General features: G+C 56.8%; 16 protein-coding genes and 2 pseudogenes. 11 read left to right on the forward strand and 7 right to left on the reverse strand.

All coding sequences use genetic code 11. The annotated features are described in order from the left end of the window. Positions 1-143: 143 nt before the first annotated feature. From rplJ to rpoC, 4 genes are all read left to right on the forward strand, one after another. A complete protein-coding gene (gene rplJ / locus A7Q03_RS06460; protein ID WP_023887603.1) occupies positions 144-647 on the forward strand; it encodes a 50S ribosomal protein L10 in 504 nt (167 codons plus the stop codon). A 47-nt stretch (positions 648-694) separates the two neighbouring features. Further along, the gene (gene rplL, locus A7Q03_RS06465) at positions 695-1,066 is read left to right on the forward strand and encodes a 50S ribosomal protein L7/L12 (protein ID WP_067448349.1); all 372 of its coding nucleotides are present in this window, start codon (positions 695-697) and stop codon (positions 1,064-1,066) included. Positions 1,067-1,260: 194 nt separating this feature from the next. Continuing rightward, positions 1,261-5,442, forward strand: a complete 4,182-nt coding sequence (gene rpoB, locus A7Q03_RS06470) for a DNA-directed RNA polymerase subunit beta (RefSeq protein WP_067448351.1) — start codon at positions 1,261-1,263, stop codon at positions 5,440-5,442. Positions 5,443-5,637: 195 nt separating this feature from the next. Then, on the forward strand, positions 5,638-9,813 hold the full coding sequence (gene rpoC, locus A7Q03_RS06475) for a DNA-directed RNA polymerase subunit beta' (protein WP_067448353.1): 4,176 nt from the start codon (positions 5,638-5,640) through the stop codon (positions 9,811-9,813). Positions 9,814-10,092: 279 nt separating this feature from the next. Here the strand turns inward: rpoC and A7Q03_RS06480 are convergent, their stop codons facing one another. Then, complete coding sequence (locus A7Q03_RS06480; RefSeq protein WP_067448355.1) at positions 10,093-10,887, reverse strand: DUF5339 domain-containing protein; 795 nt, start codon at positions 10,885-10,887, stop codon at positions 10,093-10,095. A gap of 158 nt (positions 10,888-11,045) precedes the next feature. Here A7Q03_RS06480 and A7Q03_RS06485 point away from each other — a divergent pair. Next, positions 11,046-11,795: pseudogene (locus tag A7Q03_RS06485) on the forward strand (DUF4198 domain-containing protein). A 227-nt stretch (positions 11,796-12,022) separates the two neighbouring features. On the opposite strand, the pseudogene A7Q03_RS09850 reads toward A7Q03_RS06485, so the two are convergent. Beyond that, positions 12,023-12,259: pseudogene (locus tag A7Q03_RS09850) on the reverse strand (NnrS family protein); the annotation flags it as partial. Between the two features lie 104 nt (positions 12,260-12,363). Beyond that, entirely contained in the window at positions 12,364-12,972 is a 609-nt protein-coding gene (locus tag A7Q03_RS06495) for a nucleoside triphosphate pyrophosphatase (RefSeq protein ID WP_067448359.1), read from the reverse strand. Between the two features lie 224 nt (positions 12,973-13,196). On the opposite strand from A7Q03_RS06495, the gene dnaJ reads away from it, so the two are divergent. Beyond that, positions 13,197-14,321: a molecular chaperone DnaJ gene (gene dnaJ / locus A7Q03_RS06500; protein ID WP_067448361.1), complete on the forward strand. Its 1,125-nt coding sequence runs from the start codon at positions 13,197-13,199 to the stop codon at positions 14,319-14,321. Positions 14,322-14,651: 330 nt separating this feature from the next. Further along, entirely contained in the window at positions 14,652-15,452 is an 801-nt protein-coding gene (locus A7Q03_RS06505; RefSeq protein ID WP_067444284.1) for a class I SAM-dependent methyltransferase, read from the forward strand. Between the two features lie 170 nt (positions 15,453-15,622). Here the strand turns inward: A7Q03_RS06505 and A7Q03_RS06510 are convergent, their stop codons facing one another. Then, the gene (locus A7Q03_RS06510) at positions 15,623-16,447 is read right to left on the reverse strand and encodes a factor H binding protein domain-containing protein (RefSeq protein WP_067444282.1); all 825 of its coding nucleotides are present in this window, start codon (positions 16,445-16,447) and stop codon (positions 15,623-15,625) included. Positions 16,448-16,832: 385 nt separating this feature from the next. Here A7Q03_RS06510 and A7Q03_RS06515 point away from each other — a divergent pair, with 385 nt between their 5' ends. Continuing rightward, a complete protein-coding gene (locus tag A7Q03_RS06515) occupies positions 16,833-18,272 on the forward strand; it encodes a porin family protein (protein WP_067448363.1) in 1,440 nt (479 codons plus the stop codon). A gap of 278 nt (positions 18,273-18,550) precedes the next feature. Here A7Q03_RS06515 and A7Q03_RS06520 read toward each other — a convergent pair whose 3' ends face one another. From A7Q03_RS06520 to A7Q03_RS06530, 3 genes are read right to left on the reverse strand one after another with little or no spacing between them, the layout of a single operon-like run. Beyond that, positions 18,551-19,342, reverse strand: a complete 792-nt coding sequence (locus A7Q03_RS06520) for an SPOR domain-containing protein (protein ID WP_067448365.1) — start codon at positions 19,340-19,342, stop codon at positions 18,551-18,553. Further along, positions 19,339-21,069 carry a biotin--[acetyl-CoA-carboxylase] ligase gene (locus A7Q03_RS06525; RefSeq protein WP_067448367.1) on the reverse strand — a complete coding sequence of 577 codons (1,731 nt, stop codon included), beginning with the start codon at positions 21,067-21,069 and terminating at the stop codon, positions 19,339-19,341. The genes A7Q03_RS06520 and A7Q03_RS06525 overlap by 4 nt, the downstream gene beginning before the upstream one ends. Beyond that, a complete protein-coding gene (locus tag A7Q03_RS06530) occupies positions 21,066-21,569 on the reverse strand; it encodes an adenylyltransferase/cytidyltransferase family protein (protein WP_067448369.1) in 504 nt (167 codons plus the stop codon). Before A7Q03_RS06530 ends, A7Q03_RS06525 begins: the two co-directional genes overlap by 4 nt. 181 nt (positions 21,570-21,750) lie before the next feature. Here A7Q03_RS06530 and A7Q03_RS06535 point away from each other — a divergent pair, with 181 nt between their 5' ends. The 3 genes from A7Q03_RS06535 (at position 21,751) to A7Q03_RS06545 (ending at position 25,692) form a co-directional block, all read left to right on the forward strand. Continuing rightward, on the forward strand, positions 21,751-22,404 hold the full coding sequence (locus tag A7Q03_RS06535) for a cell division ATP-binding protein FtsE (protein ID WP_003823759.1): 654 nt from the start codon (positions 21,751-21,753) through the stop codon (positions 22,402-22,404). After that, the gene (ftsX, locus tag A7Q03_RS06540; RefSeq protein WP_067448371.1) at positions 22,401-23,318 is read left to right on the forward strand and encodes a permease-like cell division protein FtsX; all 918 of its coding nucleotides are present in this window, start codon (positions 22,401-22,403) and stop codon (positions 23,316-23,318) included. The genes A7Q03_RS06535 and ftsX overlap by 4 nt, the downstream gene beginning before the upstream one ends. 346 nt (positions 23,319-23,664) lie before the next feature. Continuing rightward, entirely contained in the window at positions 23,665-25,692 is a 2,028-nt protein-coding gene (locus A7Q03_RS06545; protein ID WP_067448373.1) for a site-specific recombinase, read from the forward strand. Positions 25,693-25,820 lie beyond the last annotated feature (128 nt).

Below are 25,820 nucleotides of genomic sequence, written 5' to 3' on the forward strand. Positions count from 1 at the left end.
GGGATCGTAAGATTTAATATTTTACCCTACGTAGACGGTGGTCCTGAGATTATGAGCAAGCAATTGCTTGCAAAATGTCTTTTCAGGTTGCCGAACTGGTGGGTGTCATTAGACATTCTTTGATAAACAGTAGGAGGTAGACCTTGAGTCTTAGTATTGAAACTAAAAAAGCAGTTGTGGAAGAGATTGTTGCCGGTATCGGCAATGCTCAGACTATGGTGCTTGCCGAATACCGCGGTATCAGCGTTGCTAGCATGACCGAATTGCGTGCCAATGCACGTAAGGAAGGTGTGTATTTGCGTGTTTTGAAAAACACGTTGGCTCGTCGTGCGGTAGAAGGCACCCCTTTTGCAGGGTTAGCCGAACATATGGTTGGCCCGTTGGTATATGCAGCATCTGAAGATGCTGTAGCTGCTGCAAAAGTGTTGCACCAATTCTCTAAAAAAGATGAGAAGCTGATCATTAAAGCAGGCTCTTATGACGGTGCGGTGATGGATGCCGCTCAGGTGGGTCAGCTGGCTGCAATTCCGAGTCGTGAAGAATTGCTGTCCAAATTGCTGTTCCTCATGCAGGCTCCATTGTCTGGCATGGCTCGCGGCTTGGCTGCTCTGGCTGAGAAAAAAGCTGCTGAAGAAGCATCTGCTTAACCATTATTTATATTTTACTTATTCATTGAATTTAGGAGTTTGATAGCATGGCTATTACTAAAGAAGACATTTTAGAAGCAATTGGCAGTTTGACTGTAATGGAGTTGAACGACTTGGTAAAAGAATTTGAAACCAAGTTTGGCGTTTCTGCCGCTGCCGTTGCTATTGCTGCTGGCTCTGGTGCTGCTGGTGGTGAAGCTGAAGCTAAGTCTGAGGTAGACGTAATTTTGGCTGCTGCTGGTGATCAGAAAGTAGGCGTGATTAAAGTGGTTCGTGCCATTACTGGCTTGGGCTTGAAAGAAGCCAAAGATATGGTTGACGGCGCTCCGAAAACCATCAAAGAAGGCGTTACTCCTGCTGAAGCTGAAGAAATCAAGAAACAGCTGGAAGAAGCTGGTGCCAAAGTGGAAATCAAATAAGTATTTTCTTGCTAACAGGCTGGCAGGTTTCTGCCAGCCTTGTTTTGCTTGGAGATTGGTAATAAATAATAATTTGCATATATTTACCATATGCCGCCACTCAAATGGCAAATATATGCAAATTTCAGGTGGCGGCGGATATTGCTGCTGTTCAAGTTGGAGTCAACCTTTCTCATTATCTGGAGTGTTCAACAATGAGTTATTCAGTTACCGAAAAAAAGCGTATCCGAAAGAGTTTTGCCAAACGCGATAGTGTGTTGGAAGTGCCGTATTTGTTGGCTACCCAGCTGGAGTCTTACCACAAATTTCTCCAGCAGGAAACTGCTTTCGATAAGCGCTTGGATGAAGGCTTGCAGGCCGCATTTAATTCTATTTTCCCGATTGTGAGCCACAATGGATATTCTCGGTTGGAATTTACTCATTACATCTTAGGTGAACCTTTATTTGATATTGCTGAATGCCAACTGCGTGGCATTACTTATGCCGCCCCTTTACGAGCCCGAATTCGCTTGGTGATTCTAGATAAAGAATCTTCCAAGCCTAATGTGGTGAAAGAAGTGCGCGAGAATGAAGTTTATATGGGCGAAATCCCGCTGATGACTCCTTATGGTTCATTCATCATTAACGGCACTGAGCGTGTCATTGTGTCTCAGCTGCACCGCTCTCCGGGCGTGTTTTTCGAGCATGACCGGGGTAAAACCCATTCTTCAGGCAAGCTGCTGTTTTCTGCCCGCATCATCCCCTATCGCGGCTCATGGCTAGATTTGGAGTTTGACCCGAAAGACTTGCTCTATTTCCGTATCGACCGCCGTCGCAAAATGCCAGTAACCATTTTGCTGAAAGCATTGGGATACAGCGCTGAGCAGATCTTAGATACCTTCTATGACAAAGAAACATTTTACCTAAGCAAAGATGGTGTGGAGACCGAGCTGGTTTTGTCGCGTTTAAAGGGTGAAACCGTGAAAACCGATATTTACGATGCGGACGGCAAGGTGCTGGTTGCCGCGGGCAAGCGGGTTACCGCCAAAGGGTTGCGTGATATTGAGAAAGCTGGCTTGAAGCGCTTACGGGTGGATGCCGAGGCTTTGATCGGCAAAATGCTGGCTAAAGACGTTATCGTACCCGATACCGGTGAAATTCTGGCACCAGCCAATAGCGAAATTACCGAAGAATTGCTGGCACAGTTGGAAATTCAGGGTGTGAGTGAAATCCAAACCTTATATATCAGCGAGTTGGGGTATGGCGGCTATATTTCCTCTACGTTGCAAGTAGATGAAACTACTGACCAAATGGCCGCACGTATTGCCATTTACCGCATGATGCGCCCTGGCGAACCGCCCACCGAAGAAGCAGTAGAAATGCTGTTTGATCGCCTGTTCTTTAATGAGGCCAGCTATGACCTATCGCGCGTTGGCCGCATGAAATTCAATACCCGCACCTATGAGCAAAAACTGTCTGAAGACCAGCAGCGGTCTTGGTATGGCCGTCTGTTAAACGAAATCCTGGCCGGTGCAGCTGAAAAAGGCGGGTTTATTCTTAGCACGGAAGACATTGTTGCCTCTATCGCTACGCTGGTTGAGTTGCGCAACGGCCATGGTGAAGTGGATGATATTGACCACCTGGGTAACCGCCGCGTGCGTTCCGTGGGCGAATTGACTGAAAACCAGTTCCGCTCTGGCTTGGCCCGTGTGGAGCGCGCAGTAAAAGAGCGCCTGAATCAGGCGGAAGCTGACAACCTAATGCCGACCGATTTGATCAACGCCAAACCGGTATCGGCTGCCATCAAAGAATTTTTTGGCTCCAGCCAACTATCACAGTTTATGGATCAGACCAATCCGCTGTCGGAAGTAACCCATAAACGCCGTGTATCCGCACTCGGTCCGGGTGGCCTGACCCGTGAACGTGCTGGGTTCGAAGTGCGAGATGTACACCCGACTCATTATGGCCGTGTGTGCCCGATTGAAACGCCTGAAGGCCCGAACATCGGCCTAATTAACTCATTATCTGTTTATGCTCGCACCAACGATTACGGCTTCTTGGAAACTCCGTACCGCCGCGTGGTGGATGGCAAAGTTACTGATAAAATCGACTATTTGTCTGCCATTGAAGAAGGCCGTTATGTAATTGCGCAGGCCAACGCCGAAGTGGATAAGAAAGGCTACCTGAAAGGTGATTTGATTACCTGCCGCGAAAAAGGCGAAACCATCATGGCCAGCGCCGACCGCGTGCAGTATATGGATGTGGCTACCGGCCAAGTGGTGTCTGTGGCTGCCTCTCTGATTCCTTTCTTGGAGCATGATGACGCCAACCGTGCCTTGATGGGTGCCAACATGCAACGTCAGGCTGTACCCTGCCTGCGTGCCGAAAAACCGCTGGTTGGCACCGGCATCGAACGCTCCGTGGCCGTGGATTCTGCCACTGCTATCGTGGCCCGTCGTGGTGGGGTGGTGGAATATGTGGACGCCAACCGTATCGTGGTGCGCGTACACGACGAAGAAACCGCTGCCGGAGAAGTGGGTGTGGACATCTACAATTTGGTGAAATTCACCCGCTCCAACCAATCTACCAACATCAACCAACGCCCGGCGGTGAAAGCCGGCGATGTGTTGCAGCGCGGTGATTTGATTGCCGACGGCGCTTCTACTGACTTGGGCGAACTCGCGCTTGGCCAGAACATGACCATCGCCTTCATGCCTTGGAACGGCTACAACTACGAAGACTCGATTCTGATTTCCGAGAAAGTAGCTGCCGCCGACCGCTACACCTCCATCCACATCGAAGAGCTCAATGTGGTGGCGCGTGACACCAAGCTGGGTGCGGAAGAAATCACCCGCGATATTCCCAACCTGTCCGAACGCATGCAAAACCGTTTGGACGAAAGCGGCATCGTATATATCGGCGCCGAGGTGGAAGCCGGTGACGTATTGGTGGGCAAAGTAACGCCCAAAGGCGAAACCCAGCTCACGCCGGAAGAAAAACTGTTGCGTGCCATCTTCGGCGAAAAAGCCTCCGACGTGAAAGATACCTCGCTGCGTATGCCCACTGGTATGAGCGGTACGGTAATCGACGTACAGGTATTTACCCGCGAAGGCATCCAGCGCGACAAACGTGCCCAATCCATTATTGACGCCGAGCTGAAACGCTACCGCTTGGATTTGAACGACCAACTGCGTATTTTTGACAACGATGCCTTCGACCGTATCGAGCGCATGATTGTTGGTCAAAAAGCCAATGGTGGCCCGATGAAGCTGGGCAAAGGCAAAGAAATTACTGCCGAATACCTGGCTTCCCTGCCGACCAAGCACGATTGGTTCGACATCCGCTTGTCAGATGAAGAACTGGCCAAACAGCTTGAGCTGATTAAGCTCAGCTTGCAGCAGAAACGCGAAGAGGCCGACGAGCAATACGAAATCAAGAAGAAAAAAATGACCCAGGGCGATGAGCTGCCGCCCGGTGTGCAGAAAATGGTCAAAGTGTTCATCGCTATCAAACGCCGCCTGCAGGCTGGCGACAAAATGGCTGGCCGCCACGGTAACAAAGGCGTGGTATCGCGCATTCTGCCGGTGGAAGACATGCCCTACATGGCCGACGGTCGCACCGTAGACATCGTGCTCAATCCGCTGGGCGTACCTTCGCGTATGAACATTGGCCAGATTCTGGAAGTGCATTTGGGCTGGGCCGCCAAGGGTATCGGCCAACGTATTGAGAAAATGCTGGCTGAGCAGCGCAAAATGAAAGAAATCCGCTCCTTCCTGGAAAAACTCTATAATGGCAGCGGCAAAAAAGAAGACCTGAAATCACTCAGCGACGAAGAAATCCTAACTTTGGCCGAAAACCTCAAGGGCGGTGCCACGTTTGCCTCGCCGGTGTTCGACGGTGCCAAAGAGCAGGAAATCTACGACATGCTCGAATTGGCCTACCCAAGCGACGACCCAGAAGTGCAGAAACTGGGCTTCAACGACACCAAAACCCAAATCACCCTGTACGACGGCCGCTCCGGCGAACCGTTCGACCGTAAGGTAACCGTGGGCGTGATGCACTATCTGAAGCTGCACCACTTGGTGGACGAAAAAATGCACGCTCGTTCTACTGGCCCGTACTCGCTCGTTACCCAGCAGCCGCTCGGCGGTAAAGCCCAGTTCGGTGGCCAGCGTTTCGGTGAGATGGAGGTGTGGGCGTTGGAAGCCTATGGCGCCGCCTACACGCTGCAGGAAATGCTGACCGTGAAATCGGACGACGTAACCGGCCGCACGAAGATGTATGAAAACATCGTTAAAGGTGAACACAAAATCGAAGCCGGCATGCCCGAATCGTTTAACGTGTTGGTAAAAGAAATCCGTTCGCTGGGCTTGGATATCGATATGGAGCGGTATTAAACGGGGCTTTTCAGGTAGCCTTAAAGGCTACCTGAAAATAGAAACGGCCATTGTGCCGGCGTGATATATCCCGCCGAGCCGCTGTTTGCTGCCGGACAAAAATCCGGCCAAGCTGCCCGCCCATATTTTTCAGGTAGCCTCAAAGGCTGTCTGAAGTAGAGTGAGCAAAATACAAAATCCTGATTGGGAGCAAAAATGAATCTGTCGAACCTGTTTAACCCCCTGCAAGCTGCCGGCATGGAAGAAGAATTCGATGCTATCAAAATCGGCATTGCCTCGCCCGAAACCATCCGCTCTTGGTCTTACGGTGAAGTGAAGAAGCCGGAAACCATCAACTACCGTACCTTCAAACCCGAGCGCGACGGCCTATTCTGCGCCAAAATCTTCGGCCCGGTAAAAGACTACGAATGCTTGTGCGGAAAATATAAGCGATTGAAGTTCAAAGGTGTAACTTGCGAAAAATGCGGTGTGGAAGTTACCCTTTCTAAAGTGCGCCGTGAGCGCATGGGGCATATTGAGCTGGCCGCGCCTGTTGCCCATATTTGGTTCTTGAAATCACTGCCTTCCCGCCTCGGCATGGTGTTGGATATGACCTTGCGCGATATTGAGCGCGTGCTGTATTTCGAAGCTTTTGTGGTAACCGACCCTGGCATGACCTCGCTGCAACGCCGCCAGCTGCTGACCGAGGAAGACTACTACGCCAAGCTGGATGAATACGGCGAAGACTTCGATGCCAAAATGGGCGCCGAAGGCATCCGCGAACTGTTGCGCTCATTGGATGTGCCGGCCGAAATCGAAATCCTGCGGCAGGAATTGGAAAGCACCGGCTCCGAAACCAAAATCAAGAAGCTGGCTAAACGACTGAAAGTGCTGGAAGTCTTTCAGCGCAATGGCATGAAGCTGGAGTGGATGATTATGGACGTGTTGCCCGTGCTGCCGCCTGATTTGCGTCCGTTGGTGCCGTTGGATGGCGGGCGTTTCGCCACTTCCGATTTGAATGACCTCTATCGCCGCGTCATCAACCGCAACAACCGCCTCAAACGCCTGCTGGAGCTGCATGCGCCCGACATCATCGTGCGCAACGAAAAACGCATGCTGCAGGAAGCGGTGGACAGCCTGTTGGATAATGGCCGCCGCGGCAAGGCTATGACCGGCGCCAACAAACGCCCGCTCAAATCGCTGGCTGACATGATTAAAGGCAAAGGCGGCCGCTTCCGCCAAAACCTGTTGGGCAAACGCGTAGACTACTCCGGCCGTTCTGTGATTACCGTCGGCCCCTATCTGCGCCTGCACCAGTGTGGCCTGCCCAAACGCATGGCCTTGGAGCTATTCAAACCGTTCATCTTCCACAAACTGGAAGTGCGCGGCGAGGCGGCTACCGTGAAAGCTGCCAAAAAACTGGTGGAGCAGGAAGTGCCAGTGGTGTGGGATATTTTGGACGAAGTCATCCGTGAGCACCCGATTATGCTCAACCGTGCCCCGACTCTGCACCGCTTGGGAATTCAGGCTTTTGAGCCAATTTTGATTGAAGGCAAGGCTATCCAGCTGCATCCCTTGGTGTGCGCCGCGTTCAACGCTGACTTCGATGGCGACCAAATGGCCGTACACGTTCCCTTGAGCCTGGAAGCACAAATGGAAGCCCGCACTCTGATGCTGGCCTCCAACAACGTGCTCTCTCCCGCTAATGGCGAGCCGATTATCGTGCCGTCTCAAGATATTGTGTTGGGTCTATACTACATGACTCGCGACAAAATCAATGGTAAAGGCGAAGGTAGTCTGTTTTCCGACGTGAAAGAAGTGCACCGCGCTTACTACACCAAGCAGGTGGAATTGGGCACCAAAATCACCGTGCGCCTGCAGGAATGGGTGAAAGACGACCAAGACGAGTTCGAGCCGATTACCAAGCGCTATGAAACCACAGTCGGCCGTGCCCTGCTTTCCGAAATTCTGCCCAAAGGCCTGCCGTTTGAATACATCAACAAAGCGTTGAAGAAAAAAGAAATCTCGCGACTGATTAATGCCTCGTTCCGCCTGTGTGGCTTACGCGATACAGTGATTTTTGCCGACCACCTGATGTATACCGGCTTCAGCTTTGCAGCCAAAGGTGGCATCTCCATCTGCGTGGATGATATGGAGGTACCGAAAGAGAAAGTCAAACTCTTGGCCGAAGCCAACGCCGAAGTGAAGGAAATCGAAGATCAATACCGCCAAGGTTTGGTTACCAATGGCGAGCGCTACAACAAAGTGGTAGATATTTGGGGCCGTGCCGGCGATAAAATTGCCAAGGCGATGATGGATAATCTTTCTAAACAGAAAGTGATCGACCGCAAAGGCAAAGAAGTGGACCAGGAGTCGTTCAACTCCATCTACATGATGGCCGACTCTGGTGCACGTGGTTCTGCCGCCCAGATTAAACAGCTTTCCGGTATGCGTGGTCTGATGGCCAAGCCTGACGGTTCGATTATCGAAACCCCGATTACCTCAAACTTCCGCGAAGGCCTCACCGTATTGCAATACTTTATTGCTACTCACGGTGCACGCAAAGGTTTGGCCGATACTGCGCTGAAAACCGCCAACTCAGGTTACCTAACCCGCCGCTTGGTGGACGTGACCCAAGACTTGGTGGTAGTGGAAGACGATTGTGGTACCAACGACGGCTTCGTGATGAAAGCTGTGGTACAGGGCGGCGATGTGATTGAAGCCCTGCGCGACCGCATTTTGGGCCGCGTAACTGCACAAGACGTGGTGGATCCCTCCAGTAGCGCCACCTTGGTGGAGGCCGGAACCCTACTCAACGAGCAGCTGGTAGATTTAATCGACCGTTCCGGCGTGGACGAAGTGAAAGTCCGCACCCCGATTACTTGTAAGACCCGCTATGGTTTGTGTGCCAAGTGCTACGGCCGAGACTTGGCGCGCGGCAAGCTGGTGAACACCGGCGAAGCCGTGGGCGTGATTGCCGCCCAATCCATCGGTGAGCCCGGTACACAGTTGACTATGCGTACCTTCCACATTGGTGGTGCCGCCTCCCGTGCTGCCGCCGCCAGCCAGGTGGAAGCTAAATCCAACGGCACTGCCCGCTTCAGCAGCCAGATGCGCTATGTAGCCAACAACAAAGGCGAGTTGGTGGTCATCGGCCGCTCGTGTGAGTTAGTGATTCACGACGAAGTAGGTCGCGAGCGCGAACGCCACAAAGTGCCCTACGGCGCCACTTTGCTGGTGCAGGACGGCTCTGCGGTTAAAGCCGGCCAAACCCTAGCCACTTGGGATCCGCACACTCGCCCGATGATTACCGAATACGCCGGCCGTGTACGCTTTGAAAACGTGGAAGAAGGCGTAACCGTTACCCGTCAAACTGACGAAATCACCGGCCTCTCCACTTTGGTGGTGATCGATGGTAAACGCCGCACCAGCACCAGCAAGCTGCTGCGCCCCACCGTGAAACTGTTGGATGGGAACGGCGAAGAGGTAACTATGCCCGGCACTGAAACTCCTGTTTCCATGGCCTTTCCCGTGGGTGCGGTGATTACCGTGCGCGAAGATCAGGAAGTGGGCAAGGGCGACGTACTGGCGCGTATCCCGCAGGCCTCTTCCAAAACCCGCGACATTACTGGTGGCCTGCCACGTGTGGCCGAGCTGTTTGAAGCCCGCGTGCCCAAAGATGCCGGCATGCTGGCCGAAGTAACCGGCACGGTGTCTTTCGGTAAAGAAACCAAAGGCAAACAGCGCCTGGTGATTACTGATTTGGAGGGTGCGGCACACGAAACTCTGATTTCCAAAGAGAAACAGATTCTGGTGCACGACGGCCAAGTGGTGAATCGCGGCGAGATTATCGTGGACGGCTCGGTTGACCCGCACGACATTCTGCGCCTGCAAGGCATCGAAGCGCTGGCACGCTACATCGTGCAGGAAGTGCAAGAAGTATACCGCCTGCAAGGTGTGCGCATTTCCGATAAGCACATCGAAGTGATCATCCGCCAGATGCTGCGCCGCGTGAACATTGCCGACGCCGGCGAAACCGGTTTCATCACCGGCGAGCAGGTGGAGCGTGGCGACGTAATGCAGGCCAACGAACGCGCCGTTGCCGAAGGCAAAGAACCGGCACGCTTCGACAATATCCTGCTGGGTATCACCAAGGCTTCGCTCTCTACCGACAGCTTCATTTCCGCGGCCTCCTTCCAGGAAACTACCCGCGTGCTTACCGAAGCCGCCATCATGGGCAAGAAAGACGACCTGCGCGGTCTGAAGGAAAACGTTATTGTCGGCCGCCTGATTCCGGCCGGTACCGGCCTCACTTACCACCGCAGCCGCCGTGCGCAGTGGCAGGCGCATCACGAGGCGCAAGTGAACGAGCAGGTGGATGAAGCCGAATAAGGCTACCTGAAAAGCAAAAGGCTGAAACCGTAATAAGCGGTTTCAGCCTTTTTCGTGGTCGGGTGGCTTGGCTGGCTGATGGGGGTTAGGTTTTCAGGTAGCCTGCTATAGCTGGGGCAATTATTGATTCATACCAGGCAGCAAGCCGCAGACAGCACGGCTAGTACGGCAAAGTGAGCCAGCGCAGTATGCAGTGAAGTACCTTAGCTATACGAACTGTGTAAAAGGCTACCTGAAAAGCCAATCAAGTATTTCAGGTAGCCTTTTGATCATTTTGCTTCAGCGCTTATGCACTGCCGAAGCAGCTTGCGGTTTGGCTTCGGCGGGCTTGGCTGGCGGCGGGTTGGTATTAGCCGGCTTGCTGTCTGCGGCTTTTTGTTCGCAATCCATCTGCTGCACCATTTCTTCAAACTGCCGGCTCACCACTTCACAGCCTTCGGCATCTAATTGCGAGAGGTCGCCGCGTGTGGCTTCTAGCGATTGCAACAGTGCATCGGCCTGGCCGTCGGGGGCTTGGCGGAAGCAGGCGCGGGCGCGTTGGAAATAGGTTTCGCACACGGGGTTCATGTAGTCGGCAGTGGTGGGCGGCAGGGCGTGCTCCGGTTCGGGGTTGGCTTCAGCAGCAGTGAGCGGGTCGTCTTCGGTATTGCCGTCCGACACTTCGGGAGTAACCAGCTCAACCGACACAGTAGCTGTTTCGATGCCGGATGCGCTGCCTGCGGCCGATGCCGAGGCCTGTGAAGCCGCAGTCTCAGCGGCGGGGGCAGGATGTTTGCGGCTGCCGCCTGCCAAGAGCCCGAAGGCGAGCAGCAGGCAGCCGGCCACTACGGCGGCTACGGCCAACAGCTGCGGTTTTTCACGCACTTGCTGTGGCAGGGTACGCAGTTTTCCCCGCAGTTTCTGCCACTGAGCGCGCAAGTTTCCCCGCCATTTGGATGGCCGGGCGTTCGGCTTAGCTTGCTGTTTTTGCCGCAGGGCTTGCAGTTTTGCCTGCAGCTGCTGCCGGTATCGTTTCCAGTCTGGTTTGCCTTGCATGGTAATGAATGTCGATATGGTAAGGAGGCTGTTGCGCATCTTACACGTAAGCTGTGCTGCTCGGGAAGGGCGGCGACAGGGCTGGGCGATTTTTCCCGAATAGGCGAGCTAATGCCATAAGAAGAAATAAGTGCTTTTGTTATATATGTTTTTTGGATGAAATGGTTATGGTATAACATCCAATTTGTGCAAACAATCTGCAAAGGAGTTTTTATTTTCGCCGTTCATTGTCTACCGTGCTGTTGGCCGGCTTATCAGTGGCCGCGCACGGTCATGAGGTGTGGATGAATGCTGCGCACACGCATGGCGGCGGGGTGTTGAAGGCCGAACTGAGCTATGGGCACTATCCCGAGTTGGGGCCGATTACTGCCGACCGTTTGTTGCTGTTTCCCAAGCCACTGCAATTGCTCACGCCACAGGGCAAAATCGATTTGATGCGGCGCGGGCAGCATAATTATCAGTTTGAAATGCCGCGTGCGGTGGCAGAACCTGACGCAGATGAAAGATGCCACTTATTGCGAGCAAACCAGTATGTTTGGCAAAGCGGTGGTGAACATAGGGCACGAGAGCGCGAGTAAGGAGCTGATCAGCCGGCTGGTGGGTGATTTGCTGGAGATTGTGCCGTTGCAAAACCCGGCCAACGTGCGCGTGGATAAAGTGTTGCCGGTGCGGGTGTTGTTCCGTGGCGAGCCGCTACCGGATGCTACGGTGGTGGCCACGTTTGATGGCTTCTCCCACCGCGATCCGGTCGATAAATCACACCGCCTCGAACCACAGGCGTTCTCCGGCACCACCCGCGCCGACGGCATGGTGAGCACATTCCGCTGCGCCAAGGCAGCTGGAAAGTGCGCGTGGTGCACAAAACCGATTTCGCCGATCAGGCTGTATGCGACCAGCTGACTGCCTATGCCACGCTAACCTTCGAGATCGGCAGCAGCCATCATTGAGTTGGCGGTTTCAGGTAGCCTGCAACTCGACTTTTCTTGCCGTCTACCATCGGTGCGGTCAGCCAATGCAGGTAGTACCAAGTGTAGGGCAGCAGCGAGGCGGTAAAAGAGCTACAAGCCGGGCTGGTGGGCTTGCCGGGTGCAGATACATCAGCATCGCCGTGGTGGCCTGCGGCAAGGCGGCTGCCGCCATCAGCCAAAACGCCAGCGGCATGGAGGCGTACCCAAGTGCGTGGCTGTTTCGTCCAAGTGGTCACTGCCGTGAGCAGGAAAGCCACTACCACCGCGCCGGCATAGCCCCAAATCATTTCGTGGGCATGCCAGAAATAATTGGGCAGCGCGGCCGTGCCTTGATAGCCGAAGCTCCACAGCAGGATGGAAAGCGTACCGTAGAGGGCGGTCAGCGGGTAGAAGGGGCGGAAGGCCATGCCCCAAACGGGATGGTTTTTGGAAAGCAGATTCATGATGTGTCGATTATTGGTTTGTAGGGGGAGGGGTTAAACGGGGAAGGCTACCTGAAAAACGGCAGGCTTTTCAGGTAGCCCTTAAATCATGCGGCAATACGTTTTCAGGTAGCCTCGGCAAACGGCGGCACGGGCGCGCCCAATTGGCGCAGCAGCTGCACGGTTTCAAACACGGGCAGCCCCATCACGCCGCTGAAGCTGCCGGAAAGGTGCGCCACAAACACGCCGCCAATGCCTTGGATGCCGTATGCACCCGCTTTATCCAGCGGTTCGCCGCTGGCAATATAGGCCGCGATTTCCTGCGCGCTCAGTTCTTTAAACCTCACATCGCTGCGCTGTGCCGTTTCCAGCGTTTGGCCGCCGAGCGATACGCATACCGCCGTCCACACTTGGTGTTCGCGCCCGGAAAGGCTTTCCAGCAGCTCGCGGGCGTGCGCCGCATCGCGCGGTTTGCCCAAAATGGCATTGTCCAGCGCCACCACCGTGTCGGCGCTCAACAGCGGCTGTGCCAAGGCAAGGCCGCGTTGCGCCGCCAGCCGGCGTGCTGCCGCGTTTTTCTGCCGTGCCATCCGCGCCACATAATCCACCACCGCCTCGCCCGGCTGCGCCGTTTCGTCGGTTTCCGCCGTCAGCAGCACGGGCTGGAAACCTAATGAAACCAGAATTTCGCGGCGGCGCGGGCTGGCCGAGGCCAGATAGATGGTGTTGGGCATGGCGTTTCTTTTCTTTACATAGCTGCGGAAGCCGCTAAGGCTACCTGAAAATCCCGTTTCCCGCGATAGCTAAAACGGGTGAATTTGTGCGGGCGGGGTGGTGCAGCGGATTCACACGCTGCAACGCCGGCGGGTGGAAGCAAAGTTAATCTGCCATAGAGCTTGTTTTTCCCGCTCCTGCCCTAATCTTGCGCGGCAAACCGTTTATTTACCCATTAGCAACCATGAGCGATCAAGACTATTATCAAACCCTCGGCGTCTCCCGCGATGCTTCCGACGACGAAATCAAAAAGGCCTACCGCAAGCTGGCGATGAAATACCATCCCGACCGCAACCCCGATAATAAGGAAGCGGAAGAGAAATTCAAAATCATCCAAAAAGCCTACGAAATCCTTTCCGACCGCGAAAAACGCAGCCGCTATGACCAATTCGGCCAGGCCGGCGTAGACGGCAATGCCGGCGGCTTTGGCGGTTTCGGCGGCGCAGCCGGCTTCGATTTCGGCGACATTTTCAGTCAGATGTTCGGCGGCGGAGGCGGCGCGCGTCAGCAGAACTTCCAAGGCAAAGACCTGCGCTACGATATTGAAATCACGCTGGAAGAAGCCGCAGCCGGCAGCAAAAAACGCATCACCATCCCTTCGCACGAAGAGTGCGACATCTGCCACGGCTCCGGCGCCAAACCCGGCACTTCTGCCACCACCTGTTCCACCTGCCACGGTTCCGGCGTGGTGCACGTGCGCCAGGCCATTTTCCAATTGCAGCAAACCTGCCCCACCTGTGGCGGCTCCGGCCGTGAAATCAAAGAGCCGTGCGTTAAATGCCACGGTGCAGGCCGCGTGAAGAGCCGCAAAACTCTGGATGTGAACATCCCCGCCGGCATCGAGAACGAGCAGCCCATCCGCCTCTCCGGCGAGGGCGAGCCCGGCTCGCACGGCGCGCCCGCCGGCGATTTGTATGTGGTGGTGCACATCCGCCGCCACGAAATCTTCGAGCGCAACGGGCTGGATCTGCATTGCGAATTGCCCGTGAGCTTCACCATCGCCGCGCTGGGCGGCGAAGTGGAGGTGCCCACGCTCAACGGCCGCGTGAAGCTGAATATCCCGAAAGAAACCCAAACCGGCCGCCGCATGCGCGTGAAAGGCAAAGGCATGAAGTCGCTGCGCTCTTCCTCTATTGGCGATCTGTATTGCCACATCGTGGTGGAAACTCCGGTCAACCTCACCGAGCGCCAGCGCGAATTGCTGGAAGAGTTTGAAAAAATTTCCACCGGCCTCGACCGCGCCCAAACCCCGCGCCAGAAATCGTTTATGGACAAACTACGCGATTTGAAAAACGATTTGTTCGACTAAGGAGGCAGCCAAACGCACAAAAGGCTACCTGAAATCCCGATAGGGCGTTTCAGGTAGCCTTTCTTTATTCAGGTAGCCAGCCGCTTGCCGCGAGCACGCTTTTGCAGTATAACCACCTCCGCGCCACATAAAACAACATCATCATTCATCGGCGCTTCAAACCACTTTTCCGTTTTCCCAAGCTGCCGCCAGCCGCACCGCATCAGCGCGTGTGGCTGAAACCGCCGCCTGTTTTTCAGGTAGCCTTTCGGAAATCATTTGCGTGGTCATGACACACGCAAGCCCTTTGGCGCGGCAGCCCCGCTCACCGCATCCGCATAGGAGAATCTTATGAAGAAAGACCAAACCGGCCATCATTTCCTCGCCCGCCTCGGCAAAACCCGCCTGCGCCCCGGCGGCCGTTTCGCTACCGAATGGCTGATCAACCAAACCCGCTTCGCCCCCGATACGCAGGTGCTGGAAGTGGCCTGCAATATGGGCACCACCGCCGTGGGGCTGGCGCAGCGCTTCGGCTGCCACATCACCGGCGTGGATTTGGACGAAAACGCGCTGGAGAAAGCCCGGCAAAACATCCGTGCCGCCGGGCTGGAACACCTGGTGCAGGTGCAGCACGCCAACGCCACCGAGCTGCCCTTCCCCGACAACAGCTTCGATGTCGTCATCAACGAAGCCATGCTCACTATGCTGCCGTTGGCCAACAAAGAAATGGCCGTGGCCGAATACTTCCGCGTGCTCAAACCCGGCGGCGTGTTGCTCACGCACGATGTGGTGGTGAGCGAGCACAACACTGAAGAAGCCGTGGAACGCCTGCGCGACACCATCCAAGTGAAAGTTACCCCGCTCACCGAAAGCGCCTGGACCGATCTTTTCCACCGCAGCGGCTTCAGCAACATCACCACCATCAGCGGCGGCATGACCCTGCTTTCGCCCAAAGGCCTGATTTACGACGAAGGCTGGCGGCGCGCCTTCCAAATCGTGAAAAACGCGCTCAAAGCCGAAAACCGCGCCGCCTTCAAACGGATGTACCGCACCTTCAACGACCCGGCCAAAACCATGGGCTATATTGCTGTGCACAGCTGCAAAGCTGTCGATGCCGTCAGTCCGGGTGCTGTAGGAGTGCAAAACGGTTGAATGCCTTGTGCTATGTCAGATGTAGGAAAGGAAAGGCTACCTGAAAGTTTTCAGGTAGCCTTTTGCAATTTGCGATGGCTGTGTTTTGCCGTTATGGGTTGGCGCGTTTTTGTTGGGAAACCGAAAAAAACGCATGGGTAGAAATCTATCAGCCACCGGTTCAAGCAGATTTAATTTACACGTCCGCCGGCGAAGCCGACTTCCTTGTTCGAGTGATTGTTGAAATGTGCTTTACCAGCAATTTCATTGGCCTGCGGGCCGAAAATGCCGAGCTGATAATTACCGGCGCCATGTGTGGCGGAATTGGCCGTGCCGTTAATCACATTGTGGCCGTGCGGGTTTTGGGTAATAGGTGCGTCTGCCAGATCGATATTGCCATAACCGGTTAGGCCGGTAATCGAGCCGCGGCCTCTTCTGCTACCATAATCAATCTGATAATTTAAACTGCCGCCGCGGTTATCCGAACCTGCCATTGCCCGGCCTTTATAGTTGATGATGCCTTGGGTAGGCAAGGTACGGGTAAATTCGCCTTGGATGGAGCGAACATAGAAATCGCTGGATGGAGTGGCTTGGTGGCCGGGCTGGGTTCTGCTGTGCAGTTGTGCACCCACCACGGCGGAATAGGATTGTTTATAAATTTCCAAAACACCGCGTTCCAGTTCTTGATTGGCAGCATTTTTCAAAACATAGGGCAGGGCGGTAAAGGCATTCTGCCGTTTGTGGCCGAGAGGGATTGCGTCGTTGCCAGAGTACTCTCTCTGGTGGTTGGGAGTGCCAATGAATTGGTCGTCTGTAATCTGGATTTTTGATGCCTCCCCAGGCAGCAGGCCTCTTTGAGTAAATTCATCCGAGCCAATATTATTCAGTTGGCGATAGCCGCCTTCTCGCGGCGTAAGCGGATCAGTAATCGCATTGGCCAGCGAGTTGCCGGCGCTGCCGCAGCCTCCCAAAGCGAGGGCTGTAATCATGATGTAAAGAGTGTGATGTTTTTTCATGGCGAAATCCTTTCATTTTTCAGGGAACACTGCTTAAAGCAGAGACAGTATAGCACGCCTCTTGGTAGGAAATATGGGTGAATATTAAAATATTTGGAATTTATAGCGTGATAGCGACAAGCTTGTTGGTTAATTTTGGCAATTAAGAGTTATGTTCTTTTTTGGGATATAAAGTGCATTAAAGAGGACGTGAATGGTTGAGATAAAGCAGCTAACCTGCTTGAAAATAGAATGAAAATTCGCCATTTTTTCTACAAAACCTACTGTGGAAGAGTGTAATCGTTATAGTTTTCTGTGCTTTACGAATGTTGGTTTAGGTTTGGCGGGCATACTGAATCCGCTATAATCCGCCCGTTTTATGGATTTGCCTCAAGGAAAGCGTTTAATGAGCATACAGAGAAAGCCTTGGCTGGTGGTTGCCTGCCTGCTGCTGTTGCCTTTTCAGGTGGCCTTGGCCGCGCCGCCGGAAGATAGGCTGGCAACCGAGCCGGATACCGGTTTCGACATCACACCTGCTGCCGCGCCGCAGGCAGAAACCCCGCCCACACCCGCCGCGCCGCCCGACAGGCGCCTGCAAATGAGCCGCGAAGAGCTGCTGCAACGCCCCGAGATGCTGCAACAGGCGCTCAGCTATGCCGTGCTCACCCACAATGCCGAAGGCGCGGCGCTGTTGCTGCCGATTTATCTTGAACTGCCCGGGCCGCACGATGCGCTGCTGGTGGCTTTGGCACAGGCGCTGATTGCTCGCGCCGAGGGCGACTACCAACACGCCATCGGCCTCTACCGCGCCGTATTAGCAGCCGACCCCGACATCCCACCCGTGCGCCTTTCGCTGGCGCAGAGCCTGTTTGAAAACCGTGCCGACAAAGATGCGCGGCAAGAGTTCGAACATTTCCGCCAAACCCCCAATCTCGCGCCCGAGCTGCAACAGATTGCCGGGCAATACCTCGAAGCCCTGCGCAAACGCGACCGCTGGAGCTTCGGCGGCAGCGTAAACTTCATCAGCGACAGCAATGTAAACAACGCCGGCCGCGAGCGCGAAATCCGCACCCCGCGCGGTGTGTGGACGCTGCCCGAGCCTGAATCCGCCCAAGGCTTCGCCTACCGCCTCAACGCCGATCGCGACTGGAACGTACACGGCAACCTCTACTGGCGGCTCAGTCTCGATGACTACGGCAAATTCTATTGGAACAACCACAAATACGACGACCAAATCGCCCGCTTCAGCAGCGGCCCCGCCTATAAAACCGCCCGTGCCGAAGCCGCCGTTACCCCCTATTACGAACGCCGCTGGTATGGCACACACAAATACTCGCGCGAAGTCGGCGTACGTGCCGAATGGCAATATTGGCTCACCCCGCGCCATAAAATATTGAGTGCGCTTGAAATAGGCGAGCAGCGCCACGACCGCCGCCGCTGGCTCGACGGCGACAGCTACACCGCTTCCGGCACTTGGCTTTTCGTGCGAAGCCCCACCCAATATTTCAGCTTCGGCCTCGACTGGCTGCGCAAAACCGCCGCCGACAACAGCGAATCCTATACCCGCAAAGGCCTGCGCCTGGGCTGGACGCAACAATGGGGCTGGGGGCTCACCACCTCCGCCCAAATCAGCGCCGGCCACCGCAGCTACGACGCCCCCGACCTATTCCGCATCACTCGCCGTGACCACGAGCTTACCGCCAGCCTCTCGCTCTCTCACCGCAAGCTCCAGTTCGCCGGCATTACCCCGCAGCTGGTGGCCACCTGGCAGCGCGTAAACAGCAGCCACTTCTTCTACCCCTACCGCAAAGGCAACGTGTTTATCCAGTTTGGACGTTCGTTTTAGCAGGGCGTGGCGGTGAAGGGAAAGGCTACCTGAAAAATTTCAGGTAGCCTCAAAACGGCGGCGCGGGGCAACGTTGCTTTACCGCGCAGCTATTGCAGCTCAGCATTGTTAGGCCAATATTTTAAATTTCGCGCCTTTTGAATTTAGCTTCGCAGCAACTCGCATTGTTCGTTTGAGCTTTATGGGTCTGATTTGCGTATCTATGCCGCCCTGGTTGCCAATATGCTTAAAGGCTACCTGAAATTTCAGGTAGCCTTTTGCTTATTCGCTCAAATCGTTTATCTACGACAAGGGGCACGGCGTAGGTGGGAGTAGCGGCTGATAACGCTGCTGATACCGGCGGCAGCGTTATCGTCTACGTTCATAAACGTTATCTGCATTTTGGATTCGCCCAATTCGGCAGATTGTTCGCCGCCGCTTGAACCGGTACGGATGATTTGCGGATTGAGGCCGGCTTGGCGGGCTCTGGCGGCGGTTTGCTCGGCCTGCTGTTCGCTGCTAAACGAGCCGAGGCTCATGCGGCCGCCGGCGACGCTGGCGTTACGGAAACCCTGCGAACGCACTTTGGCGGTGAATTCCTGCACGTCACCTTCAATGGTTACGCTCACTTGGTAGCGTTCGCTGCCGCGCTGGGGTCGGCCGGAATCGCGGCGGCGCTCCACTACGCGGGTGGCAGCGTGCGGCCAGCGGGCGAGCAGGCCTTTAATGCGGTGGTAGTCGTCTTCCGGCAACACGGCCACGGCGGTGCAGGCGGTGTTGGGTGCGCGGATACCGCTTTCGGGGGTGGGCTTGGGCTGGGCTTCGCCGGCGGGTTTGGCCGGGGTGTTGGAGCGTCCGGGGGCAGCAGGTGCAGTACGGGGGCGGTTGGCATCCACCGGCAGCACGGGTGTGGCCGTTTGCTGCGGTGCAGCGTGCTGGGCGGGCGCGGCGTGCACCACTACGGTGGTGGGCTGCGGCTGTTGTGGCTGCACAACAGGCGCGGGCTGCTGTTGTTGCGCCATGCGCGTTACCAGCATCCCGCCGAAGACGATGATGTTTAATGCCACCAAAACAGCAAACAGCCACTTCATGTTTGTGCAGCCCAGTTGAGTAATCCGTGAAGCACAAGATTATCCACAATTTGAATGGGGTTGTCCAAAGCAAATTGTTCAGGTAGCCCTTGTTTTACTTTGGCGGCACCGCCGCCGGTGATAATCACGGCCACGGTTTGGCCAGGGTGTTTCTGCTGCAGGCGGGTGTGCATCAACAAAACCGCGCCGCATATGGCATCGAGCATGCCGCCGGCCATGGCGTTGGCGGTGGTGGTGCCGAAGGGGTAGGCGCGGCCAGCGGGGCGGTTGAGGTTGGCTGTGTGTTGCGCCATCGCCTCTTTCATCAGGTTGAAGCCGGGCATGATGCTGCCGCCCAAGTAATGATTGTCGGCGGTGAGGGCGTCGATGGTTACGGCAGTGCCGCAGCTCACCACCACGCAGGCGTGCTCGGTGAAGAGGCGGCTGCCGAGGATGTTGAACCAGCGGTCGGCACCGTGTTCGTTCACGCGGCGGTAGTGGTTGCGGATGCCCAAGGCCTGCGGCATCGAGCCGAGCCACTCCGGCTTGCGGCCGAGCTGTTCGGTCACGGCCTGTTGTTTGGCTTCGCCGCACACTGCTGAGCCGATGATGCGCACGTGTTCGCCGCCGTGCTGCCGCCAGCTGTGGGCGAGCGGCTCGAGATTCCAATAGGCGGCTTTATCTGCCGCCGTGATGCGGCCGTTTTCCACCCATGCCCATTTGAGCTTGCTGTTACCGGCATCGAGCAGCAGTATTTTGCTTTGCTTGTCATCGGGTACTACGGCATTTTGATTGTGCAGCGGGCGCAAGCTGATTTCGCCGCTCACCACATGATGCTCCGTGCCTTCGGCATCGCGAATCCGCAACGCACCGCCCTCATCCACACCCAAGGCCGTGCCTTGCAGCAGGTTTTGCCCATCGCGCAGCAGGCGCACGGGCTGGTTTTGGTCGCGGTGGCAGGCATGGTAACCCGAGAGGAAGGGGGTGAGGCCTTCGCGGTCGAACTGCTCGAAAGTGCTCGCCAGCTCGGGCAGCAGGCGTTCGGTGAGACGGCTCACGGCGATGTGGGGTGCGCTGCCCTGCACGGCCTCTGCATCGGCCACGGCTTTGGGCTGCACGAAATTGATGCCAATGCCGATCACGACAGCGGTTTGGCCGTTGCAGCGCACGGTTTCGGTGAGGATGCCGCCAAGCTTTTCACCGCCGATGACCAAATCATTCGGCCATTTAATCTGCGCGGGCACGCCCAAATCGCGCAGCACGCGACAGCAGGCCAGCACAGCGGCGAGCGTGAGGCCGCCTAGTTCGGCCGGCGGGCGGGAAAAGCACCAGCCGGCGCTGAACATCAGGCATTCGCCGATGCGGCTCTGCCAACTGCGCCCCTGGCGGCCGCGGCCTTGGGTTTGATCGTGTACAAACGCGATGCGGCGGTGGATAGGGCTGCCTGCTTTGGCTTGAGCGATGAGGTAGCTGTTGCTGGAGGGGTGTTCGTGCAACAGTTCGGCCTGCCAGCCGGCGGTTGCGGCCTGCTGTTGCAAAAAGGCATTGTCCAAAATCGCCAGGGGGCGCACCAACCGCCAGCGGCCGTCTTGCTGGCGCAGTAAGCCGCGGATGTGTGGCGGCACTTGCTGCCAGAGCGCGTTGAGCTGCGGCGGCTTGCGGCCTACGCGGCGCGCCAACTCGGTAACGTGGTGCGGTTGGCCATCTGCCAAGGTGGCCAGCAGCTGCCAGTGTACGGCCTGCATCATGAGCCTTGCCCCACGGCACGGATTTTGGCCAGGGTTTGGGTGGTGGAGGTTTGGTGCAGGAAGGGGATGGAATACACTTTGCCGCCGCGCGCCAGGGTTTCGGCGGCGCCGACGATGTTTTCAGGTAGCCAGTCGCCGCCTTTCACCAAGATATCGGGGCGCACCAATTCGATGAGTTCGGCCGGGGTATCGCTGTCGAACCAGGTAACCAAATCCACGCTCGCCAGCGAAGCAGCCACGGCGGCGCGGTTGGCCAGCGGGTTGATGGGGCGGTCGCTGCCTTTGCCCAGCCGGCGCACGGAAGCGTCGGTATTGAGCGCGAGCACCATCACCGCGCCAAGCGCTCGGGCTTGGGCGAGGTAGGTAACGTGGCCGCGGTGCAGGATGTCGAAGCAGCCGTTGGTGAACACCAATGGGCGCGGCAGCTCGGCCAATTTCTCGGCCAGCGCTTCGGGCGGGCAGATTTTGCGTTCGAAATCGGGGGTGGGCCAGGCAGTCATGGCAGCTCTTCCAAGATAATAAAGCGCGGATGATACCATTTCTGCGCCGCCGCTTGGTGTTGGGCGGGCGGGAATTGCCGTATAATCTGCAGGCTGTTTTCAGGTAGCCCCCGTTTCAGGTAGCCTCAAACGGCGTTTTCCAAAAGGCTACCTGAAACCCATTCACTCCAAACCTCACATCATGATCCGTTTCGAACAAGTTTCCAAAACCTATCCCGGCGGCTTCCACGCCCTGCAAAACGTCAGCTTCAAAATCAGCAAAGGCGAGATGATTTTCGTGGCCGGGCATTCCGGCGCGGGCAAATCCACCGTGCTCAAGCTGATTGCCGGCATCACCAAGCCCACCTCCGGCAAAGTGTGGATGAACAACCAAGACCTCGGCACGCTCAACGACAGCCGCCTGGGCTATCTGCGCCAGCACATCGGCCTGGTGTTTCAAGACCACAAAATCCTGTTCGACCGCAACGTGCTGCAAAACGTATTGCTGCCGCTGCGCATCATCGGCTACGACCGCGCAACTGCCGAAAAACGCGCCCGCATCGCCATTGAAAAAGTGGGCTTGGGCGGGCGTGAAACGGCCGATCCGATTACCCTGTCCGGCGGCGAGCAGCAGCGCCTGTGCATTGCCCGTGCCGTGGTGCACCAGCCCGGCCTCTTGATTGCCGACGAGCCCTCCGCCAACCTCGACCGCGCCTACGCGCTCGATATCATGGAACTCTTCAAAACCTTCCACGAAGCCGGCACTACCGTCATCGTGGCCGCCCACGACGAAACCCTGATGGCCGACTACGGCCACCGCATTTTGCGTTTGCAGGAAGGCAGGTTTGCCGCATGAAACACTATCTATCTCTGCATTTGGAAGCCGCCTGCCAGGCCTTTGCCCGCCTCGTGCGCCAGCCCTTGGGCACATTGATGGTGCTGCTGATGCTGGCCGCCGCTATGACCTTGCCGCTGATGCTCTATTTGGGCGTGCAAAGCAGCACTGAAGTGCTCGGCCGGCTCAACCAAGCCCCGCAGATGACGATCTACCTCACGCCCGAAGCCGCCGAGGCCGACATCGCCGCCATCCGCGCCAAGCTGGCGGAAGACAGCCGCATCGAAAAAGCCGAATACGTGAGCAAACAACAGGGCATGGCCGAGCTGCAGCAGGCGTTTCAGGGGCAGGATTTGGTGTCGATGCTCGATGCCAACCCGCTGCCCGATGCCTTCGTGATCACGCCCAAAGACGGCGCCATCCCCGAAGAGCAAACCGCCCTGCGGGCCGATTTGGCCGCGCTGCCCAAGGCCGAGAGCGTGCAGATGGATGCCGAATGGATGCAAACCCTGTTCCAAATCAACGAATTCGTGCATCAGGTGTTCCGCTTCTTAGTGATCACGCTGGGCGCGGCGCTGGTGTTGGTGGCGTATAACACCAGCCGCCTGCAAATTCTCAGCCGGCGCGAAGAAATCGAAATCACCAAGCTGTTGGGCGCGCCCGCTTCCTTCATCCGCCGCCCCTTCCTCTATCAGGCCTTATGGCAGGGCGTGCTGTCTTCCGCCTTGAGCCTGGTGCTGTGCAGCTGGCTGATGCGCAGTACCCGCCCGCTGGTAGACCGTATTTTCAGCCCCTACGGCCTGAACTTAGACTGGCGCTTCTTCCACGGCTGGGAAATGGCCGTGATTATCGCCGTGGTGTGCGGCCTGGGCATGGCCGGCGCCTGGCTGGCCGGCAGCCGGCATTTGCAGGAATTCAAAGCCAAGAGTCATTAACAGCCAAAGGCTACCTGAAAGCCCTAAAACCATTTTTCAGGTAGCCTGATGCCATACCGATAAAGGCTACCTGAAAAACCAAAGGCTCCGATAAACCGCAGCCCCTTTGGCATAAAGTTTCAGGTAGCCTTTAATCATGCCATGAGGCTACCTGAAAACCGGAAACCCTTTGCCAATCAATCTTCAGCCCACCCTATATCTTCCCACTTCCCAGCCCGCCCTTTTTGCCCCAAACGGCAATCTGTTACAATCGCTCCCCCTTTTTTCGTGAGGCTACCTGAAAAGGTGGCCGCAGTTTTTCGCACATCCGCTGCCGACTCTGGCCAGAGCAACAAAAAGGAAGCCCATGTTCACACGCAAACCCCAACACACGCTACCTGAAACCATCAGCCGTGCCGCCGCCGAAGGCAATGCGTTGCGCGTGTTGCAGGCAGTGGTGACTTGGCTGCGGCAGGGCGGCGCGGCGGGTGCGCCGGTGTGCTTAGGCATCTTGTGCCGCCATTTGCGGCAAGAGGGCGGCGAAGGCAAAACCATCGCCACCCTGTTGTGCCGCTGGCTCTCCAGCGTGCGCGTGTATCCCACCCTGATCACCATCGGCATCTTCTCTCGCTCCGGCTTCGGCCACGAATTCCGCCACCGCCTCTACGAGCACATCAATCCCGCCTACAAAGACTGCAACGACCTGCGCGACGTGCTCGCGCTGCTGTTTTGCGGCAGCAACGACGGCGAATGGCTCGCCGCCATCCCGCTTTCCGCCTGGCTGCGCCTCCTCAGCACCATCCAACGGCAAACCGAGCCCGCCGTTCGCGAAATGTGCGGCCGCCACCTGCGCGACGAAAGCCTGTATGCCGTGGAAATGCTCTCCATATGGGTGGCCGCCGAAGACCTCGATCACGACCTCATCCGTCTCGAGCCCAGATTGCTCGATGTGGATTCGCCCTTCGTCAGCCTGATGCGCGAAGTGTCCGACTGGCTCGACTTCCAACGCAGCCGCCAGCCCGGCTCCCGCACCACCTATGATGCCGGCCATTTAGACGTGATGCTAGCGCAATGCCGCACCCTCATCGAACGCCTGCAACGCAAAGGCACCGGTGCCGGTGCCGGCTCCTCCATGGCCGTGGCGCACCTGTTGCAACGCCTCCAGCAAACCCTCACCCGCATGGAACGGCTCATGGCGCTGTTTGCCGCGCGCACCCGCACCCAAAGCCTTTTGCGCACCCTGCTTCTAGCCAACGAAATCGCCGTGGCCGTGGTGGCGCAGCGGCGCATCATGCCCCTGTGGCGCAGCAACGTGAAAATGCTCGCCCGCAGCATCAGCCAAAACTCCAGCCGCCACGGTGAACACTACATCACCCGCAACCGCAGCGAATACTGGGGCATGCTGCGCTCCGCAGCCGGCGGCGGCGTGCTCATCGCCCTGATGGCACTGCTCAAAATCCACATCGGCAGCCTGCCCGGCGGCCACCTCTACCACGCCGTGCTCGCCAGCCTCAACTACGGCATCGGCTTCGTGTTCATCCACATGCTGCACTTCACCGTGGCCACCAAACAGCCCGCCATGACCGCTGCCCGCTTCGCCCAAGCCGTGGAACGCAGCAGCAGCGGCCGCGCTGTGAACCAGAAGCTCGCCCAGTTATTGATTGACGTAATCCGCTCGCAGGGCGTGGCCGTGTTTGGCAACGTCATCGTGTCTGTGCTGCTTGCCGTTTTCATCAGCCACGCCTTCGCCCACCATTTCGGCAGCCCCCTGCTGGATACAGCCACCACCGCCTACCAGCTCAAATCCCTCGCCGTGTTCAGCACCCCCGCGCTCTTGTTTGCCGCCATCGCCGGCGTGTGGCTGTTTTGCTCCGGCATCATCGCCGGCTTCTTCGACAACCGCGCCGACTACCTCAACCTCAAACTGCGCCTGCGCGAACACCCCCTGCTCAAACGCATCCTGCCCGCCGCCTGGCGGCAGCGTTTGGCCGATTACATCCACAACCACTACGGCGCCATCATGGGTAACTTCTGTTTCGGCTGGCTCCTCGGCATGACCGGCTACCTCGGCCATCTCACCGGCCTGCCGCTCGACATCCGCCACGTTGCCTTCTCCTCCGCCAACCTGGGCTACGCCGCCGTGAGCGGCGACATCGGCTTCTTCTCCTTCGCCGCCCATTTATTGATGGTGCTGCTCATCGGCGCGGTGAACCTGCTGGTGAGCTTCTCCATCACCCTGTGGGTGGCCCTGCGCTCGCGCGACGCCGTGCTGGACAACCCGCTGCAAATCATCGGCAGCACCATCTCGCTGGTGAAACAAAAACCCAAAAGCCTGTTCTTCCCGCCCAGCGACACGCCCGAAGCCGAGAAAAAGCCCGCTGCGCCGAGCAAATAGCGGCATGGCGGGCAGGGAAAGGCTACCTGAAAAAGGTTTGGACGAAGCAGCCGCAAGTCGGATTCTTGAACCCGACATTTCAGGCATGGCGATAACGGGTAATAATGGCAGCGTTGCAGGTTTGCCGG

The sequence above is a fragment of the Eikenella sp. NML99-0057 genome, assembly GCF_001648535.1.
Taxonomy (GTDB): domain Bacteria; phylum Pseudomonadota; class Gammaproteobacteria; order Burkholderiales; family Neisseriaceae; genus Eikenella; species Eikenella exigua.

Excerpts from the sequence above, each read along its gene's own strand:
- ftsX (WP_067448371.1), top strand. The coding sequence starts at position 22,401 with ATGAAACACTATCTATCTCTGCATTTGGAAGCCGCCTGCCAGGCCTTT.
- A7Q03_RS06545 (WP_067448373.1), top strand. The coding sequence starts at position 23,665 with ATGTTCACACGCAAACCCCAACACACGCTACCTGAAACCATCAGCCGT.
- A7Q03_RS06520 (WP_067448365.1), bottom strand. The coding sequence starts at position 19,342 with ATGAAGTGGCTGTTTGCTGTTTTGGTGGCATTAAACATCATCGTCTTC.
- dnaJ (WP_067448361.1), top strand. The coding sequence starts at position 13,197 with ATGAGCGATCAAGACTATTATCAAACCCTCGGCGTCTCCCGCGATGCT.
- rplL (WP_067448349.1), top strand. The coding sequence starts at position 695 with ATGGCTATTACTAAAGAAGACATTTTAGAAGCAATTGGCAGTTTGACT.
- A7Q03_RS06535 (WP_003823759.1), top strand. The coding sequence starts at position 21,751 with ATGATCCGTTTCGAACAAGTTTCCAAAACCTATCCCGGCGGCTTCCAC.
- A7Q03_RS06530 (WP_067448369.1), bottom strand. The coding sequence starts at position 21,569 with ATGACTGCCTGGCCCACCCCCGATTTCGAACGCAAAATCTGCCCGCCC.
- A7Q03_RS06515 (WP_067448363.1), top strand. The coding sequence starts at position 16,833 with ATGAGCATACAGAGAAAGCCTTGGCTGGTGGTTGCCTGCCTGCTGCTG.
- rpoC (WP_067448353.1), top strand. The coding sequence starts at position 5,638 with ATGAATCTGTCGAACCTGTTTAACCCCCTGCAAGCTGCCGGCATGGAA.
- A7Q03_RS06480 (WP_067448355.1), bottom strand. The coding sequence starts at position 10,887 with ATGCGCAACAGCCTCCTTACCATATCGACATTCATTACCATGCAAGGC.
- A7Q03_RS06525 (WP_067448367.1), bottom strand. The coding sequence starts at position 21,069 with ATGATGCAGGCCGTACACTGGCAGCTGCTGGCCACCTTGGCAGATGGC.
- rpoB (WP_067448351.1), top strand. The coding sequence starts at position 1,261 with ATGAGTTATTCAGTTACCGAAAAAAAGCGTATCCGAAAGAGTTTTGCC.
- A7Q03_RS06495 (WP_067448359.1), bottom strand. The coding sequence starts at position 12,972 with ATGCCCAACACCATCTATCTGGCCTCGGCCAGCCCGCGCCGCCGCGAA.
- A7Q03_RS06510 (WP_067444282.1), bottom strand. The coding sequence starts at position 16,447 with ATGAAAAAACATCACACTCTTTACATCATGATTACAGCCCTCGCTTTG.
- A7Q03_RS06505 (WP_067444284.1), top strand. The coding sequence starts at position 14,652 with ATGAAGAAAGACCAAACCGGCCATCATTTCCTCGCCCGCCTCGGCAAA.